The following is an 18,437-nucleotide window of genomic DNA, read 5'->3' as shown; positions in this document are numbered from 1 at the left end:
TCCGATACCTCCTGCACCGCCGCCGCTGCCCCAATCGTCATAGGCGTCGGGTGGTGTGGGCGATGTTGCAAACCCCTTTTCAGTCACGATGTCGATCGTCTCAATTACGGGCGGAAGATAGGTCGGATTTCCCCCCCCCCTTGCTGGTGGACAGAATGTAATTCATAAGGCTAAATTTTTTGGTTAAAAACACTCTCGTACCAAATATAGCAAAAAATAATCTCTTCCCGTTTAAAAAACTGTGAAATTCCGCTTTCCGGTCAAAATATATACACAAACGTCTGTTCGTTTGCCGATTTTGCCCGTTTGGGATACTGCAACCGGTACCGACGACGGGAAACGGCGTCCGTGCCGCATTGTGCAGCGGCAATGCGGATCGTCCGGGATGGAAGAGGGCGGGGGATAAGCCGGGGTGGGGATTTAGTACATATTGTCGTACATCGACTGGCTCTTGTCGTATTTGAGGTCTGAGAGTGATGCCGCCTTTACGCCGATGTTGAAGCTCCAGCTGCGGTGGAACCCGAAAGGTATCCACGAAAACGACATCTGCCAGCAGTGCAGGTCGCGCGAGATGGAGATCGACGAGGTGGTGAGTTTGTTCGCCTTGATGTCGTAACCGCCCTGGAAGGTGATGCCGGTCTTGGGCGTTATGGTAAGGCTGCCGTTGAAGCTGACGGTCTGCGTGACGTTCTTCTTGTAGCCTTTGGGCGGGTAGTTGCCTGTCGATATGTTGTAGTTGATGGCATAGTTGAACCCGAAGTTCCACGGCAGCGAGAAATCGTAGTACATCTGCGACATGTATTGCCGCCGCAGTACGGGATCCATATTGCCGTAGGGGTCGTAGTAGGGGTTCATGTATTCGGGCGGGATGCTCGTAATGTCGTTGATGGCCGATTGCGAGCGGTCGTCGCGCGATTTGAACGTATAACCGAACGACCAGCCCGTCGAGACGATACGCCCCGGGAAGAAGAGCTTGTTGTAGCGCTTGCCGTCAGGCGTCAGCCGGTAGGGGTCGAGCGTCATCGAGAGGTTGATGCCGAAATTCTGGAAGATCGTCGTGCGGAACGAGATCGGGATGGTCGAGAGCCCCATCGAGTCGGCCAGGAAATTGTACGACCCGCTGATGCGCAGCTCGTCGATCAGTTTGATTTTCTTCACGCCCGAGGTGTCGCGCTTCGACAGTACCTTCATTTCGAGGTTCTGCGACAGCGCGAAGTTCATCGACATCGACCGTCCGGAACTGGGGACGCCGTATGCGTTGACCGAATAGGGCGAATAGCTGGTGAAGCGTCCCGTCGAGTCGGTCTGCATGGTTTTGTGATAGCCGTATTTCGGGTCGCCGAAGTCCGGCGTGTAGGAGAATCCGATCGAGGGGGTGAGCGTGTGGCGGATGGCCTGTATCTTGCGGTCTTTGCGCTTCTTGGTGAAGTCGTACATGCCGTATACGGTCGTCGATGCCGAGACGTTGAAGTTGTAGTTGTAGAGGCGGTAAAACCCGTATTGCGTCGGCAGCGTGTCGACCTTGTTCGTGACGGGGTTCCAGTCGAATTCGACTTTTTTGAAGTACCACTTTTCGTTGTATGTCGCCGACGGCGAGATGTTGATGTAGTTGAACAGGTTGAACGACGCCGAGACGGGGATGTTATGCTCGATACCGTTCTTCATGTTGTCGAACGTCTCCTTCGAGAAGATCTTGTCTTCGGTCGTGGTCACCGAGTTGGTCATCTTGCCCGTATACTGCATCGAGATCTTTTCGTACCACCGCTCCTTGCCCATGCGTTCCTTGCGTTTGAAGGGGTAGAAACGCGAGACGTTGAAGACCACGGTCGGCAGCGTCACCGAGAGGCTCTTGTTCTGCGAGTTCTGCGAGATGGACATGTTCGCCGAGAGCGAGAAGGGTGTGCCCGCCCAGTTCTTCGAGTAGGCGATCGACGAGTTGGTCTGCGTCGAGAGGATGTCGTTGAGGTTGGTCGCCGAATATTTGCTGTAACCGCTGGTCGCGAAGTTTACCGATGCCGAGAAGGTCGACCCGGGGTTGGCCTTGGGATCCTGGGAGTGTGTCCACTGGATGCGGAAGTTGCTCTGCTTGATATAGTCCGGTTCGCCTTTTTCGCCCGTTTTGATGTTCGAGTACTGCATGTTGAAACTGCCGCTGTACTTGTAACGTTTGATGTAGCGCGATGCGGCCGATGCCTCCCACGAACCGAGCGTGTAGAACCCGCCGCGTACGGCCAGGTCGGCGTAGTCGCCCAGCGTGAAATAGTAACCCATGTCGCGCAGGAAGAACCCCTTGGTGTATTCCTCGCCATAGGTGGGCATCAGCAGACCCGATTTTGGCCCCATGTTGATCGGGAAGAAACCCTCGGGGATGCCGAGGAAGTAGATCGGCACGTCCTCCATGACGAGGTAAGCCGGCCCCGTGACGACTTTCTTGCCGGGGATGACCTTGGCTTTGGTCATGGCCAGGTAGAAGTGCGGGTGGTCGGTCTCGTCGCAGGTCGTGTATTTGCCGTTTTCGATGTTGACCGTGTTGTCGGGCATCTTCTTCACGCTCCCGCCGACCAGCCAGCCGTCGCCCTGCTGCGTTGCCACGCCCTTGATCTTGGCCTTCTTCGAGGTGAGGTTGTAGGTGATCGTATCCATCGTGTACGATGCGTCGCCCTCGGAGAATTCGGGCTTGGTGACGATCGGTTTGCCTTCGAGCGAGTCGGGTTTGCCGTATGCATAGACCATCTTGTTGTCCATGTTGATCTGCATGTAGTCGGCCTTGAGGTTGCTGTTCTGATAGGTGATGTCGCCCTCGTTGTAGATATAGACCATCTTGTTGCGCACGTCGTAGACCAGCGAATCCTTGTTCTTGCCCGAGATCGGGTCGTCGAGGAACGCCCCCGGTTTCTGGGGCTTTTTCTCTTTCACCGTGTCGCGGGCGATGGTGTCCGCTCCGCGGCCTTCGAGCGAGTCGCCTTTCTGCGTGATGAGCGAATCGAGCTGTGCGCCGAAGAGCGAATCGCGCTGCTCCTGCGGCAGGGCTTCGAATGCGGCGCGGCGGCGTGCCCGTTCCCGGGCGGCGCGTGCCTGCTCGCGGCGGTCGCGGCGGCTTTGGGTCGCAGCTTCCGGCACTTCGGCCGCGGCTTCGGAATGGATCCGGAGGGAATCGGATATGCGTTGGCGGAGGCTGTCTTCGGCTGCCGAGGCAAGCATTCCCCGGGGTACGGACGAGCCGAACACCAACTGGGCGAAGAGGAGGAGTGCCGCCGCCGAAAACAGATATTTTACCCTGATTCTATCCAAAATCCCAATAATTTTTCGTACCTTTGCCGACATGTCGGCAAAAACGCCTGGATCGGGGCCTCGATGCACTCCCGCCGGGTTTTTTAGGCGCGACAAAGATAGGTAAAAAATTACAGAAAGCTCACATTTGGCTCCATTAAATATGCGCACACGACTGTTCCTGTTATTCGCGTTTGCGGCCGTTACCGTTCTAACGAACGGTGCCACGGCCGGGAATATTGCGCACGGGGTCGAAGTTGTGGTCATCGATGCCGGACACGGCGGGAAATTCCCCGGGGCGCACTACGGCAATGTCTACGAGAAAGACCTCACGCTGAAGGTGGCGCTCAAACTCGGGAAGCTCATCGAGGAGGGGATGCCGGGCGTGAAGGTGGTCTATACCCGCAAGACGGACAAGGCGCTGGGCACCGATCTGGCAACCGACCTCCAGGCGCGTGCCGACATCGCCAACAAGGCCGGCGGCGACCTCTTCGTTTCGATCCACGTCAATGCCGCGAAATCCTCGGCGGCACGGGGTGTCGAGACGCTCATCATGGGCGAAAGTCCCAAGGAGCAGCGTTACAACGAGAACGCCCTGTTCGAGAACAACCGCGAAGACCTGATCGACATGTCGGACGAGCGGACGGCGGCCATCGTGCGGGCCTATATCCAGAACCTGCAATTCACCTACGGCGAGTACAGCATGGCGCTGGCGCGCTGTATTCAGAATAATTACCTGAAGGCCGGGCGCCATTCGCGGGGCATCAAACCCCAGCTGCTGCGCGTGCTCTATGCCACCGACATGCCGGGCGTGCTGACCGAGATCGGTTTTATGTCCAACGCCCAGGAGATGGCCTATATGAAGTCGGAAAAGGGGCAGGACGAGATCGCCCGCTCGATTTACGAAGGCGTGAGGGATTATTCGGCCTATGTGCTCGAAACGCGCCGCGCCGAAGAGGAGGCCGCGGCAGCCCCGAAGCCCGGTAAAGAGCCCGAAACGCAGGTCGTCATCGGGAAGGAGCCCGTGCGCCCTGCGGAGCAGGACAAGGCATCCGATGCGCCTGCCGCGAAGACCGTCACCCCGGAAAAAGGGGAGCCGGAGAAGGCTGCGGGCAAGTCCGGGGCGCAGAAACCGGAACCGCGGAAACCGGCCAAGGCCGGGGATGCCCCCAAACAAGCCGCCCGGCCGCTGCGTTATACCGTGCAGGTGCTGGCCAGCGCGCAGACCGTGCCGACCTCGTCCGCACGTTTCAAAGCCTACCGCAACAAGGTGAAACAGTATACCGCCGAGGGGCGGTTCCGCTATAAATATTGCGTCGGCGAGTACGATACCCGTGCCGCCGCCCAGAAACGGCTGGCCGAAGTGCGCAAGGTTTTCCCCGACGCCTTCGTCGTGTGCTGCCGGGGTACGCAAATTGTGAAATAAAAACAAGCGAAATATGAAAAGGGAAGTTAAGATCGGAATATTCGCCGTGGCGATGATCGGCGTTGCCTGGGCCGGAATCCGGTTTCTGAAAGGTTTCGACATTTTCAGCCGGAACGTCGAGTATTATGCCGCCTACGACCAGATCAACGGCGTGCAGAACGCGTCGCCGATCATGATGAAGGGCGTGAAGATCGGCTCCGTGACACGGCTTTCGTTCGACCCCGCGCGCAGCGACAAGGTCGTGTTGCAGTTCACCATCAAGCGCCAGTACCGCATCCCGACCGATTCCGAGGCCAAGATCTTCAGCAACGGGCTGATGGGTGCCAAGGCGATCGAAATCACCTACGGCACGGCCGACACCTACCTCCAGAAGGGCGATACGCTGCGTTCGAGCCGCGACCGCGACCTGATGGACATGGCCGGCTCCGAGCTGGATTTCTTCAAGCAAAAGGTCTCGCAGCTCACCACCGACCTTTCGCGCACGCTCGAAAACCTGAACGGCCTGATGGAAACCAATGCGGACAACATCGCCGGGACGCTCGGCAACCTGAACTCCGTGACGGGCGACATGGCCGAGATACTCTCGGCGGAGAAAAACAGCCTGAAGAGCGCACTGGACAACCTTTCGAAATTCTCCGACATGCTCGGCGAGAATGCCGGGCGCGTGGACAGCATCATCGGCGACGTGGATCGTTTCACTTCGCAGCTCACCGAGGAGCAGTTCGCTCGCAAACTTTCGCAGGCCGTGGAGCACCTCGACGACCTCGTGGCGCGTATCGCGCAGGGCGAAGGCACGATCGGCAAGCTCATCAGCGACCCCGAACTGTACGATTCGCTCGAAAAGGCCAGCGACAACCTCGCGGCGCTGCTGGCCGATGTCAAACAATACCCCGGCCGTTACGTCCACCTCTCGCTCTTCGGGCGCAACCCCGAAAAGATGAAGGAGCGTGCCGACAGGAAGGCCGCCAAGGCTGCTGCCAAGGCTGAGCGCGATTCGCTCAAGCGGCTGCAGTAGCCCATCAACCTGACATAGAGATGATTTATCCTGCAAACTTCGAGCAGAAGATCGGCTTCGACCGGCTTCGGGAACAGGTTGCAGCGCTTTGCACCATGCGTGCCGCCCGCGGGAAGCTCGCCGAAGAGACTTTCTCGGCCTCGGCGCGCGAGATCGGACGGAGGCTGGAACTTGCCGACCAGATGCGCCTGCTGCTCGACATGGAGCACGATTTTCCCGGCGGGGAATATCCCGACGTCGACCATGTCGTTGCCAAACTGCGTGTCGAGGGGACGTTCCTCGACGTGGGGGAGGTGGTGACCCTGCACCGGGCGCTGAGCCTCGTCGGCAGCGTCGTTGCGTTCATCCTCGCCCGCGAAGGGCAATATCCGGCGCTGTATGCCCGCAGCCGCGGCGTCGAGGCATTCCCCGGGATCGTGCAGCGGATCGACGCCATCGTCGATCGTTTCGGCAATATCCGGGACAATGCTTCGCCGGCCCTGCTGGAGATTCGGCGCGCCATCCGCGAACGCGAAGGGCAGGCCGCCAAGCGGTTGCAGGCGGTGCTCGCCGCCGCCAAAGGGGCCGGTATCGTCGATGCCGACGCCCAGATATCGATCCGCGAAGGGAAGGCCGTGATCCCGGTTGCCGCGGCCAATAAACGCAAGCTGCAGGGCTTCATCCACGACGAATCGGCCACGGGGCGTACGTTCTACGTCGAACCGGTCGAGGTCGTGGAGATCAACAACGAGCTGCGCGAACTGGAATATGCCGAGCGGCGCGAGATCGTCCGCATCCTCTCGGAGTTCACCGATTCGGTGCGCCCCGATGCCGGGCTGATCGCCGCGTCGGGCGACTACCTGGCCGAGATCGACATGCTGCGTGCCAAGGGACGCTGGGCATCGCAGAACGGCTGCGTGAAACCGATCGTCTCGGACGACGACCGGCTGGTGCTGAAGAATGCCCGCCACCCGCTCCTGCAGCAAACCCTGCGGGCGCAGGGGCGCGAGGTCGTACCGCTCGACATGCAGCTCGACCGCCGCAAGCATATCCTTGTCATTTCGGGGCCCAATGCAGGTGGCAAGTCGGTCTGCCTCAAGACCACCGGCCTCGTGCAGTATATGTTCCAGTGCGGGTTCCCCGTTCCGGCATCGGAGGTTTCGGAACTGCCCGTGTTCCGTTCGATCTTCATCGACATCGGCGACGAGCAGTCGATCGACGACGACCTGTCTACCTATTCGTCGCACCTGCTCAACATGAAGAACATGCTCGCGGGGGCTTCGTCGTCGACGCTGGTGCTGATCGACGAGTTCGGGTCGGGTACCGAGCCGGTCATCGGCGGCGCCATCGCCGAGGCCATCCTCGAACGCCTGCTGGCCAAAGGGTGCTACGGCGTCATCACGACCCACTATGCCAATATCAAATACTATGCGTCGAATACCGAGGGCATCGCCAACGGTGCCATGATGTTCGACGTGCAGAATATCCGCCCGCTGTTCCGCCTCGAAACGGGCAAGCCGGGCAGTTCGTTCGCCGTGGAGATCGCCCGCAAGATCGGGCTCCCGGAGGATATTATCCGCGCGGCGGGCGAGAAGGCCGGCAGCGACCATATCAACATCGAGAAGCAGCTGCGTGAGATCGCCCGCGACAAGCATTACTGGGAACAGAAGCGCGACCGCATCCGCTTGACCGACCGCAAGGTCGAGGAGTTGGAGCAGACCTATGCCGGGCAGCTGTCGAAGATCAGGGCCGAGCGGCAGGAGATACTCAAAAAGGCCAAGCTGGAGGCGCAGCAGCTGATCGCCGACGCCAACCGGCAGATCGAGAATACGATCAGGACGATCCGCGAGGCGCAGGCCGAAAAGGAGCTGACGCGCCTTGCGCGCCGCGAACTGGACGATTTCCGCGACGCGGTGACGAAGACCGATACGGCGGACAAGGATGCCGAGGTCGCCCGCGAGATCGAACGTATCGAACGCCGCCGTCAGCGGCGTGAAGAACGCAAGGCGCAGCGGGGCGAGGCGCAGGCGGCGGGGGCTGCCCCTGCCGAAGCTCCGAAACCGCGCGAGGTGGAGGCCGGGTCGAAAGTCCGCATGGCCGGACAGGATATGGTCGGCGTGGTGCAGTCGGTCAAGGGGCGCAAGGCGCAGGTCGCCTTCGGCCAGATACTGACTACGGTCGACCGGAAGATGCTGACCGTGGTTTCGAACAGCGAGTTCCGCGAGGCGACACGCCCGCAGACGGCGCGGACGGTGGTGTCGGCCGGCATTTCGGCCCGCAAGCTCAGCTTCAAAGACCATATCGACGTGCGGGGCATGCGTGCCGCCGAGGCGCTGGACGCCGTGCAGGATTTCATCGACGACGCCCTGATGGTGGGCGTGGGGTCGGTGTCGATTCTCCACGGCAAGGGCACGGGGGCTCTCAAGGAGGAGATACGCCGCTACCTGCGCACGGTGCCTGAGGTCGAAAGCGCCCGCGACGAGCATGCCGACCGGGGCGGGGCGGGAATTACGATCGTGACATTTGACCTTTCGTGAGGACGGCTGCCTCCGGCGCTTCCGCTCGCGGCAGCCGCATACTCCGCGTATGTTCCTGCCCCGCCGGCTTCGTGAAGCCCCGGATGCCATCCGCCCGGCGAAAAACGGATAAGATACAGGATGAACTACAAACTCTCGGAAATAGCCGCCGTTGTCGGCGGGAAATTTACAGGCTGCGATGCCGAAGTGCGGTCGGTTGTCACAGACAGCCGTTCGCTGTCGTGCGAACTGGGCTGCTGCCCGATGTTCGTGGCCATGCGCGGTGCCAACCACGACTCGCACGGCTTCGTCGCCCAGATGTCGGCGCGCGGCGTGCGTGCGTTCCTCGTCGAACGGGATGTCGAGTGCCCCGCCGGTTGCGGCTTCGTGCGTGTGGACAACGCCATCGACGCCCTGCAACGCCTTGCGGCGCACTACCGTGCGCAATTCAGGGGTACGGTCGTCGGCATCACCGGTTCGAACGGCAAGACCGTCATCAAGGAGTGGATCGCCGAAGAACTGCCCGCGGGGATGAAATATTACCGCTCGCCGAAAAGCTACAATTCGCAGCTGGGCGTGCCCCTCTCGGTGCTGATGCTCGAAGGCGACGAGGAGCTGGCGGTCTTCGAGGCGGGCATTTCGAAGCCCGGAGAGATGGAGCGGCTGGAGCGCATCATCCGTCCCGACGTGGTTGTTTTTACCTCGATCGGCGACGCGCATCAGGAGAATTTCCTCAATCTCGAGCAGAAGTGCAACGAGAAAATGGTGCTGGCCCGCAATGCCTCGAAAATCATCTACCACAGCTATTACGAGCCGCTGGGGGGCATGGTCGCGGCGCGTTTCGCCGACCGCAAGCCCCTCGATGCCGCGTCGTTCCCCGAGGTGCCGGAGTCGGTCATCGGCAACGCCGCATCGCGCCGCAATGCCCAGATCGTCGAGGCGTTCTGCGCCGCGATGCACTATCCCGCGCCGTCGTTCGCCTCGGCGCCCACGGTGCCCATGCGTCTCGAGGTGAAGGAGGGCATCAACGATTCGATCCTGATCAACGACGCCTATAACCTCGACCTCAATTCGCTGGCGCTGGCGCTCGATTACCTGCACGGCGTGGCGCTGAACCGCCGCCGTACGCTCGTCCTGTCGGACATCTCGCAGAGCGGGCTTTCCGACGACGAACTCTACGGCCGTGTCGCGGGGATGGTCGCACGGGCGGGCGTCGACTTTCTGATCGGCATCGGCCCGCGCCTGAAACGCCATGCCGGGCTGTTCGGCTGCGACAAGGAGTTTTACGCCTCGACCGACGAGTGCATCGCGCGCATCGACCGCAGGGCCGTGGCCGGGCGTGCCATCCTGCTGAAAGGCGCCCGCGATTTCCGCTTCGAGAAACTGGCGCACGCCCTCGCGCGCCGCAGCCATACGACGGTGCTGGAGGTCGACCTCGACGCCATGACGCACAATCTCAATTTCTTCCGTTCGAAGCTCAGCTTCGGTACGAAACTCGTGGCGATGGTCAAGGCCGGCTCGTACGGTGCCGGCGATTTCGAAGTCGCGCAGCTGTTGCAGCACCAGGGCGTTGATTACCTGGCCGTGGCGTTCGCCGACGAAGGGGTACTGTTGCGCGAGCGGGGCATTTCGATGCCCGTCGTGGTGCTCAACGCCGATGCCGACAGTTTCGATCAGATGATCGCCAACCGCCTCGAACCCGAGATATACAGCCTCCATTCGCTCGGCGCCTTCGCCGGGGCCGTGGTGCATGCGGGCGAGAGCCGTTACCCGATCCATATCAAGCTCGACACGGGTATGCACAGGCTGGGATTCACGGACGACGAAGTCGGGGCGCTGTGCAGGGCGCTGGCGGAAACCCCGCAGGTCAAGGTCGCCTCGGTCTTCTCGCACCTCAACTGTGCCGACATGCCCGAAGAGGATGCCTATACCCGGGCGCAGATCGCCCTGTTCGACCGCATGAGCGCCCGCGTCGCCGCCTCGCTGCCCTATCCGGTCATCCGCCATACGGCCAATTCGGCCGCCATCGAACGCTTCCCCGAGGCGCAGTTCGACATGTGCCGCCTCGGGCTGGGGCTTTACGGCTTCGGCTACCGGCATAACGGGATGCTGCGTCCCGTCTCGACCCTCCGCACGCGTATCGTGCAGGTCAAGCACCTGTCTGCGGGCGAGGCCGTAGGGTATGGACGGGCCGGGAAACTCACGCGCGAAACTACGACGGCGACGATCCCCATCGGATATGCCGACGGGCTCGACCGCCACCTGGGCTGCGGCCGCTGGTCGGTGCTGGTGGCCGGGAGTCCCGCCCCCATCGTCGGACGCATCTGCATGGACAGCTGCATGGTCGACATTACGGGGATTCCCGGCGTGAAGGAAGGCGACGAAGTCGTGGTCTTCTCGCCCGAGCCGGGCAACGACCTGGAAACGATGGCCCGCGTGCTCGATACAATTCCCTATGAGATCATGACCTCGGTTTCGGGGCGCGTAAAACGGATTTACCTCAAAGAATAAAGTTATGAAATGCTATGATTGCGGCGGTGAAATCGCTTCCGGAACCGGAACGTGTCCCTCCTGCGGTTGCCCCGCCGGGCGCGATGAGGCCGCCGAGTGCCTCGGGGCGCGGCTGCTGACGGCACAGCTCGAATCCGAATCGGCCCTCAACCAGTTGGGCAAGGCCCGCAGCGCCATGTTCGCCGCGGCGTTGCTGGCGCTCGCCAGCGGCGTGGTTGAACTGGTCAACGCCCAGGGAAACGGGGAGAGGCTGGTGGTCGGAATCGTGATGCTCGTGCTGGCGGGCGGCTATGTGGCTATCGGCTGCAATGTCCGCAAATCCCCGCTGATGCTTTCGGTTGCGGGGCTGGTCGTGAGCGCATTTTTCCTGAGCGGTGTTTTCGGGGTGGTGATCGCCGGTGTCATGGCGCTGAGCGTCTGGTTTGCTGTGCTGTATACGAAAGCCGTTGCCCGGGAGCGGGAACTCCGGGCCAAACTCGAAAAACTGAAATAAGATGTACGGAACGCTCTATCTGATCCCGTGTCCGATTTCGGACGAAACGGCACCGTGGGACGTGCTGCCTGCGGCGAACCGTGCCGTGATGGATTCGCTCGACTATTTCATCGTCGAGAACACCCGTTCGGCGCGGCGGTTCCTGTCGAAGGCCGGCATCGCGCGGCCGATCGACACGCTGGAGTTCCGCGAGCTGAACGAACATACCGTCGCCGGGCGTGAGGTCGAAGAGCTGGTGAAACCGCTCGTTGAGGGCCGCTCGGCGGGGGTTGTTTCCGAAGCGGGCGTGCCGGGCGTCGCCGATCCCGGGGCACTGGTCGTCGAGGCGTGCCACCGCCACGGTATCCGCGTGGTGCCGCTCGTCGGGCCGTCGTCCGTCATCCTGGCCGTCATGGCTTCGGGGCTCAACGGGCAGTCGTTCGCCTTCAACGGCTACCTGCCCGTCAAGCCGCCCGAACGGGTGCAGGCGATCCGCCGCTTCGAACGCCGTGCGCAGTCCGAACGCCAGTCGCAGCTCTTCATCGAGGCGCCTTACCGCAATGTGAAGCTGATGGAACAGCTCCTGCAAACCCTTGCCCCCGAGACGCGCCTGACGCTGGCGATGGACATTACCGCCCCCGGCGAATATATCCGTACGCTCGCCGTGCGCGAGTGGCGGTCGGTGCGGCTGCCGGAAATGAACAGGCACCCGGCGATTTTTATCATCGGGTAGGCATGGCCCGGCGGTTGGTATACAATTTGTTCGAATATAAGACGGAAAATCTGAAAAACACGAGATATGAAAAAGGAAAAAACTTATAATGAGGCTGTTGACGGTGACGAAGGATTCGTTCCCGGTGAAGGTTACCCTTCGTGCGACGGCGAACCCTGTGCCAATGTGTCAGACGACTCGCAGGACGGGACTGACACAATGGCAGACGCTGCCGAAGGCGGCGACAAGGCCGGAGCGGGATCGGATCTGACGGCGGCGCTGGCCGAGTGGCAGGATAAATTCATCCGCCTGCAGGCCGAATTCGATAATTACCGCAAGCGTACGCTCAAGGAGAAGATGGACTTGGTGCAGACCGGGGGCCGTGACGTGCTGCTGGCGATGCTCCCCGTGCGCGACGACGTGCAGCGTGCCGTCGATGCCATGCAGAAGAGCGACGACATCGAGGCGCTGCGTGCCGGCGTGACGCTTATTTCACAGAAATTTACCGATACGCTCCGCCAGAAAGGGGTCACCGAGATCGACGTCAAGGGCAGGGAGTTCGACGCCGACCTCTGCGAGGCGGTGGCTAAATTCGCTGCCGGGGAGGAGATGCAGGGCAAGGTCGTCGACATTGTCCAGACGGGTTATATGCTGGGCGACAAGGTGCTGCGTTTCGCAAAAGTTGTTGTAGGAGAATAATGCCATGGCAGAAAAGAGGGATTACTACGAAGTGCTGGGCGTCCAGAAAAACGCTAACGCTGACGAAATAAAGAAGGCTTACCGCAAGGCGGCCATCCAATACCACCCCGATAAAAACCCGGGTGACAAGGAGGCCGAAGAGAAATTCAAGGAGGCGGCCGAGGCATACGATGTGCTGTCGAACCCCGACAAACGTGCCCGTTACGATCAGTTCGGCCATGCCGGGATGAGCGGCGCCGCGGGTGGCGGGGCAGGCGGCTTCGGCGGGTTCAGCGGCGGCGGTTTCTCGATGGAGGATATCTTCTCGCAGTTCGGCGATATTTTCGGCGGACATTTCGGCGGCGGGTTCCGCTCGTCGTCGTCATCGGGCGGCGGGCGTCGTGTGAACCGGGGATCGGATATCCGCATCAAGGTCAAGCTGACCCTCGCCGAGATCGCCAACGGCGTCACCAAGAAACTCAAGATAAACAAGACCGTCGCCTGCGATAAGTGCGGCGGTACGGGGGCCAAGGACAGCAACTCCTACTCGACCTGTTCGACCTGCAACGGTACGGGCTATGTGACGCGTGTGGAGAACACCTTCTTCGGCCGCATGCAGACGCAGGGCGTCTGCCCCACGTGCGGCGGTACGGGCAAAGTCATCACCGCACCCTGCGACAAGTGCAAGGGCGAGGGAACCCTCCGCGGTCAGGAGGTCGTGGAGATCCGAATTCCGGCCGGTGTGGGCGAGGGTATGGTGCTCACCGTCACGGGCAAGGGTAATGCCGCCCGTCACGGAGGCGTCAACGGCGACCTGCAGGTCATGATCGAAGAGGAGTCCAATCCCGAACTGGTGCGTGACGGCAACGACCTGATCCACAACCTCAATATCACCGTCACGACAGCCCTGCTGGGCGGTACGGTCGAGGTGCCGACGGTCGACGGCCGTGCCAAGATCAAGATCGCCCCGGGAACGCATGCCGGCAAGGTGCTGCGGCTGGGCGGCAAGGGGTTGCCCGACGTCAACGGCTATGGCCGCGGTGACGAACTGGTCGTGGTCGACATCACGATCCCCTCGAAGCTCAGTGCCGAGGAGAAACGGCTGATCGAACAACTGGCGCAGCAGCCCGGTTTCCAGCATGCCGAATCGGTCAAGAACCAGAATATCTTCGAGCGGATGAAGAGTTTCTTCCGGTAGGGGAAGCAACGGTTTGCCTATGCGGCGGGATGTCGGGGGACTTTGCGGGCCACGGCATTCCGCCGCCGTTCGCAACGACCTTTCCGCTGCGGTGCATGGAGGTTTGCGGGCGTATTCCCCGCCGGGCTTTTCCCGGAGCGCGGCTATTGTCGGCCTGTCTGAGGAGTGCTTCCCCTTCCGCACCGCTTGCCCCCCCCCTCTCTCCCTGCTGCGGGGCATCGGACGTCTGGCGCCGCATCCTCGGCAGGACTTTACGGGCGCCGCAGGCGGAAAAAAGGGTTTTGCAGGCAATAAAATTGCCGGAGAATTCGTATCTTTACCAAAAATAATTAGGAGGACACGCCATGTTAGGTTTCACCCCGTTCAAGAGACACGCCAACAAGTTCAACTACATACCGCGCTACTACGATCCCGAAAAGGAGGCGCGCGAGCAGCGCCGTGCCGAACTTCGCGGCGAAAGGGCCGAAGACGGGGATCGTGAGTACCGTCCCGGACAATATATCCGTACGCAGCGCGATGCCCGTGCCGCCCGCCGTTCCAAGGAGGATGACAAGGGGCGTATGCGCATCTGGAAGATGGCCGGTGCCGCAGTTATCGTCCTGCTGTTCATCTACATCCTTTATCCTAAGCTCGCCGATGTGTTCCTGCGCGCCCGTACGGCGCCGGCACAGACCGAATCCGCTGCCACCGAATCCGCTCCGCGCAACGGGCTCGACCAGACGGGTATTTCCGACGTAGAGTGGCAGGAGCAGCCTATCACGGTGGTTCCCAACGATTACCAGGAATAAATGGCAGATAAGATCAGATTATTACCCGAAGTCGTCGCCAACCAGATTGCTGCGGGCGAGGTCGTCAACCGTCCCGCATCGGTGGTCAAGGAGATGATGGAGAACGCCATCGACGCCGGCGCCCGTACCGTGAAGGTCAACTTCCGTGACGGGGGCAAGGATTTGATCCAGATCGTCGACGACGGCTCGGGCATGTCGCCCATCGACGCGCGTATGGCCTTCGACCGCCATGCCACCAGCAAGATAACTTCCGTCGAAGACATCTACGCCCTCGATACGTTCGGGTTCCGCGGCGAGGCGCTCGCTTCGATCGCGGCCGTGGCGCAGGTCGAATTGCGCACGCGGCAGGAGGGCGACGAGGTGGGTACCCAGACCGAAATCAACGGCGGCCAGTTCGCCGGGCAGACTCCCGTGATGTGTCCCGTGGGGGCGCAGTTCTTCGTGCGCAACCTCTTTTACAACGTGCCCGCCCGCCGTCGTTTCCTTGACAAGAGTACGACTTCGGCCGCACAGATCAAGGCCGAATTCCAGCGTGTTGCGCTGTGCAACCCCCATATCGCCTTCGAACTTTACGCCAACGACGCCCCGGTCTATACGCTCTGTGCCACGTCGCTGGCGGGACGTATCGTCGACGTGGTGGGACGCCATATCAAGCAAAACCTGCTGGAGGTCGATGCCGACACCTCGATCGCCCGCATCGGGGGCTATATCGGCCGTCCGGCTGCCGCCAAGCGGCGCAACGGCGAGCAGTACCTCTTCGTCAACGGACGTTATTTCAAGAGTTCGTACCTCACGAGCGCCATCATGAAGGCCTATGAAAAACTGATCCCCGAGAGCAGTTCGCCTTCCTATTTCCTCTACCTGACGATCGACCCTTCGCGCATCGACGTCAATGTCCACCCGCAGAAGACCGAAGTCAAATTCGCCGACGAGGAGGCCGTCTGGCAGATCATCAACGCCGCCGTGCGTGAGACGCTCGCCAAGACGGGGGCCGTGCCGCTGATGGATTTCGACCGCGACGGCATCGTGGAGATCCCGGCATTGAGCAAAGGGGCCGTTTACAGCGAGCCCCGCGCCATGTCCAACGGCGACTACAATCCGTTCCGCGAGGAGTATATCGACCCTACGGCACCCGATCCCAATGTCGATTTCACGGGCTTCGACGTCCCGTACGACGATCGCGGACAGACGCTTTCCGACACAGCGGGGACGGGCTTCGCCCCGCGCGCCGCTGCGGGAGGCGGCATGTCGGGGCGCAGTGCGTCCGGGGGCAGCCTGCCCGGCGGGCTGCGCAGTGCCGGCGGCGGATTTACCCTTCCGCAAACCCCGCCGGCGGGGGAGGACTTCACCATCCCTTCCTCGGCGGCCGACGGGTTCGAGGATTTCGTTTCGGGGAGCAGTTTCGAGGTGGAGTCCGGCGCCGGGTTCGGGACGAGTGCCCTGGAGTTCATCCCTTCCGGGGCTACGGCCGGGCAGCAGCGGCTGGCGGTCGAGGGGCGTCCGGAATTTACCGATCCCCTGCCGTTGGGCGGCGGGTACCTCGCCGCACTGCTGGGCGGGAGGTTCGTCGTGGTGGACGTGCGGCGTGCCCGTGAGCGCATTCTTTACGAGGATTACCTGAAGATGCTCGGAAACGGGGCTTCCGTGAGCCAGCAACTGCTCTTTCCCGAGCGGCTGGTGTTGTCGGGCGACGAATATGCGCTGCTCGAGGAGAACGCCGTGGAATTCGCGTCGCTGGGATTCGACATCGACTTTGCGGGGGAGGGGACGATCGAGGTGAAGGGCACGCCGGCCGATATGCCGGCCGATGCCGTCGACCAGATGGTCTACGACCTGCTGCAAGCCTTTTCTACGCCCGTGTCGCTTGCGGATCAGCGCCGCGAGAAGATCGCCGCCGTCATGGCGCGCGGCGGGGCGAAAGGCATTCCCCGCAATATGTCGCGCGACGAAGCCGCCGTACTGCTCGCCCAGCTCGCTGCCACGGGCAATTTCAGTTTCTCGCCCTCGGGCAAAGCCATAACAGCAGAAATAACCCCCGAAGATATCCGTACCAAACTGGGATAATCCGGTGGAAAAACGTACTTTTGTAAAAATTTTACGCAATGAACAGCTATTTTCAAACACCCCCGGTGGTGAAAAACCTGATAATCATCAATGCCCTGGTCTACATGGCTACGGCCCTGATCCAACCGGCACATAACGCCATCATGGAGTATTGCGCCCTGTGGCTGGGAGCGCCGTTGTTCCACACCTACCAGTTCGTCACCTATATGTTCGTGCATGCCAATTTCGAGCATATCTTCTTCAATATGTTCGCCTTGTGGATGTTCGGGCGTACGTTGGAATACGAATTGGGGTCGAAGCGTTTCCTGACCTATTACATGGTTTGCGGCATCGGTGCGGCACTGATCCAGTATTTCACGGCGCTGGCGTTCGGCGAGCTGCCCATGTCGCTGGTCGGTGCTTCGGGCGCGGTGATGGGGCTGCTGCTCGCTTTTGGCGTCATGCATCCCAATGCGGTCATCATGTTGCTGATCCCGCCGATCCCGATGAAGGCTAAATGGTTCGTCATCATCTACGGCGTCATCGAACTTTTCCTCGGCTGGCGCGGCGTAGGCAATGTGGCGCATTTCGCCCACGTGGGCGGTATGCTCTGGGGTTTCCTGCTGCTCCACTGGTGGAAGCAGCGCGGCATAATCCGCTTCTGAGCTGATGTCCGGCGAATTCTATAAGAACGATTACGGCGGCCGGCGCGGGGAGAAACCGCACCGCAGCCTGCTCATGTGGCTGCTCGACCTGGTGATGACGCTCCTGACTGTCGTTGTCGGGGCCACGATGGCCGTCACCTATTTCGTCCCTTATGTGAACCCCGCCGGGGTCTGGTTCTTTCCCCTGCTGGGGCTTGCCGCCCCGGCGATCTACGTCGCTACGGTCATCCTGGCGCTCTACTGGGTCATCCGCTGGCGGTTGCTCCGCGCCGGAACGATGCTGGCGCTGGTCGTCATCGGCCTCTTCAAGGTTTCGCTCTTCTATAAGCCCGAATTCCGCCGCAGCTACGGCGAGGAGAGCTACGACCGCCGGGCTTTCAAGGTCATGACCTATAACGTGCGCAGTTTCTTCGGCGAAAGCGGAGCCAGCAATGTTGATGACATCGTGCGCCTGATCGGCGAATACGATCCCGATATCGTCTGCATGCAGGAGTTCAATGCCCGCCTGGCCGAGAAATCCGACGATTTCGCCCTGTTGGACGAGAAATACGAAAGCGCGGCCTTCGGCCGCACGCAGGCTCCCGATTCGCTGTATGGGGCATCGCTTTTCATCCTGAGCAAATACCGTATCCTGCGCTCGGGCATCGTCCTGACCCCCAATACGTCGGTCTGGGCCGACCTGCTGATCGGTGACGATACGGTGCGCGTGTTCAACAACCACCTGCGTTCGACGGCGATCAAGGCGGCCGACAACGAATATATCACCAACCGCGATTTCATCTCCGACACGGCACGCGAAGTCAAGATCCGCAGCATCGTGAGCCGCCTGCGCGAGAACAGCATCCTGCGTGCCGCACAGGTCGACAGCATTGCCGATGTCATCGCCGACGCGCGTGCGCGGTGCATCGTCTGCGGCGATTTCAACGATACGCCGATGTCCTATGTCTACCGCACGATGGCCGGGGGGCTGAACGACGCTTTCAGCAAGAGCGGTTCGGGCTATTCGCATACTTTCCGCGGCTTCTTCAATACGCTGCGCATCGACTATGTCCTCTGCTCCGACAGTTTCGACCCGGTTTCCTACGAGGTGCCGCAGGTCGAATATTCGGATCACCTGCCCGTCGTGGTGCGTCTCCAAAAGAATCTACTGAATAACTAATCCGA

The 18,437-nt window shown here is 61.1% G+C and carries 13 protein-coding genes; 12 read left to right on the top strand and 1 reads right to left on the bottom strand.

The window, feature by feature from the left end:
* Positions 1-420 precede the first annotated feature (420 nt).
* Positions 421-3,291: a putative LPS assembly protein LptD gene (locus tag DW189_RS04115; RefSeq protein ID WP_117506969.1), complete on the bottom strand. Its 2,871-nt coding sequence runs from the start codon at positions 3,289-3,291 to the stop codon at positions 421-423.
* Between the two features lie 142 nt (positions 3,292-3,433).
* Between DW189_RS04115 and DW189_RS04110 the strand changes: the two genes are divergently transcribed.
* From DW189_RS04110 to DW189_RS04055, 12 genes are all read left to right on the top strand, one after another.
* Positions 3,434-4,696 (top strand): N-acetylmuramoyl-L-alanine amidase, encoded by a 1,263-nt coding sequence (locus DW189_RS04110; RefSeq protein ID WP_117506968.1) that lies wholly within the window; start codon positions 3,434-3,436, stop codon positions 4,694-4,696.
* A 13-nt stretch (positions 4,697-4,709) separates the two neighbouring features.
* A complete protein-coding gene (locus tag DW189_RS04105; protein ID WP_117506967.1) occupies positions 4,710-5,711 on the top strand; it encodes an MlaD family protein in 1,002 nt (333 codons plus the stop codon).
* Positions 5,712-5,731: 20 nt separating this feature from the next.
* Positions 5,732-8,227: an endonuclease MutS2 gene (locus tag DW189_RS04100; protein WP_117506966.1), complete on the top strand. Its 2,496-nt coding sequence runs from the start codon at positions 5,732-5,734 to the stop codon at positions 8,225-8,227.
* 120 nt (positions 8,228-8,347) lie between these two features.
* Positions 8,348-10,717, top strand: coding sequence for an alanine racemase (gene alr, locus DW189_RS04095; RefSeq protein ID WP_117506965.1), 2,370 nt, complete (start codon positions 8,348-8,350; stop codon positions 10,715-10,717).
* Positions 10,718-10,721: 4 nt separating this feature from the next.
* The gene (locus tag DW189_RS04090; protein ID WP_022332937.1) at positions 10,722-11,210 is read left to right on the top strand and encodes a hypothetical protein; all 489 of its coding nucleotides are present in this window, start codon (positions 10,722-10,724) and stop codon (positions 11,208-11,210) included.
* Between the two features lies 1 nt (position 11,211).
* Positions 11,212-11,922, top strand: a complete 711-nt coding sequence (locus DW189_RS04085) for an SAM-dependent methyltransferase (protein ID WP_055210988.1) — start codon at positions 11,212-11,214, stop codon at positions 11,920-11,922.
* 66 nt (positions 11,923-11,988) lie between these two features.
* Positions 11,989-12,600: a nucleotide exchange factor GrpE gene (locus DW189_RS04080; protein WP_022332939.1), complete on the top strand. Its 612-nt coding sequence runs from the start codon at positions 11,989-11,991 to the stop codon at positions 12,598-12,600.
* A gap of 4 nt (positions 12,601-12,604) precedes the next feature.
* The gene (gene dnaJ / locus DW189_RS04075; protein ID WP_117506964.1) at positions 12,605-13,777 is read left to right on the top strand and encodes a molecular chaperone DnaJ; all 1,173 of its coding nucleotides are present in this window, start codon (positions 12,605-12,607) and stop codon (positions 13,775-13,777) included.
* Positions 13,778-14,121: 344 nt separating this feature from the next.
* Positions 14,122-14,565, top strand: a complete 444-nt coding sequence (locus DW189_RS04070; protein WP_032135057.1) for a hypothetical protein — start codon at positions 14,122-14,124, stop codon at positions 14,563-14,565.
* Positions 14,566-16,629, top strand: a complete 2,064-nt coding sequence (gene mutL / locus DW189_RS04065; RefSeq protein WP_117506963.1) for a DNA mismatch repair endonuclease MutL — start codon at positions 14,566-14,568, stop codon at positions 16,627-16,629.
* Between the two features lie 38 nt (positions 16,630-16,667).
* Positions 16,668-17,273 (top strand): rhomboid family intramembrane serine protease, encoded by a 606-nt coding sequence (locus DW189_RS04060; RefSeq protein ID WP_018694885.1) that lies wholly within the window; start codon positions 16,668-16,670, stop codon positions 17,271-17,273.
* A gap of 4 nt (positions 17,274-17,277) precedes the next feature.
* Positions 17,278-18,432: an endonuclease/exonuclease/phosphatase family protein gene (locus tag DW189_RS04055; RefSeq protein WP_117506962.1), complete on the top strand. Its 1,155-nt coding sequence runs from the start codon at positions 17,278-17,280 to the stop codon at positions 18,430-18,432.
* The last annotated feature ends 5 nt before the right edge of the window (positions 18,433-18,437 follow it).

This window comes from Alistipes sp. AM16-43, assembly GCF_003435745.1.
Taxonomy (GTDB): Bacteria; Bacteroidota; Bacteroidia; order Bacteroidales; family Rikenellaceae; genus Alistipes; species Alistipes onderdonkii.
Note: the sequence above shows the minus strand (reverse complement) of the source record. Positions and strands in the feature narration are given on the sequence as shown.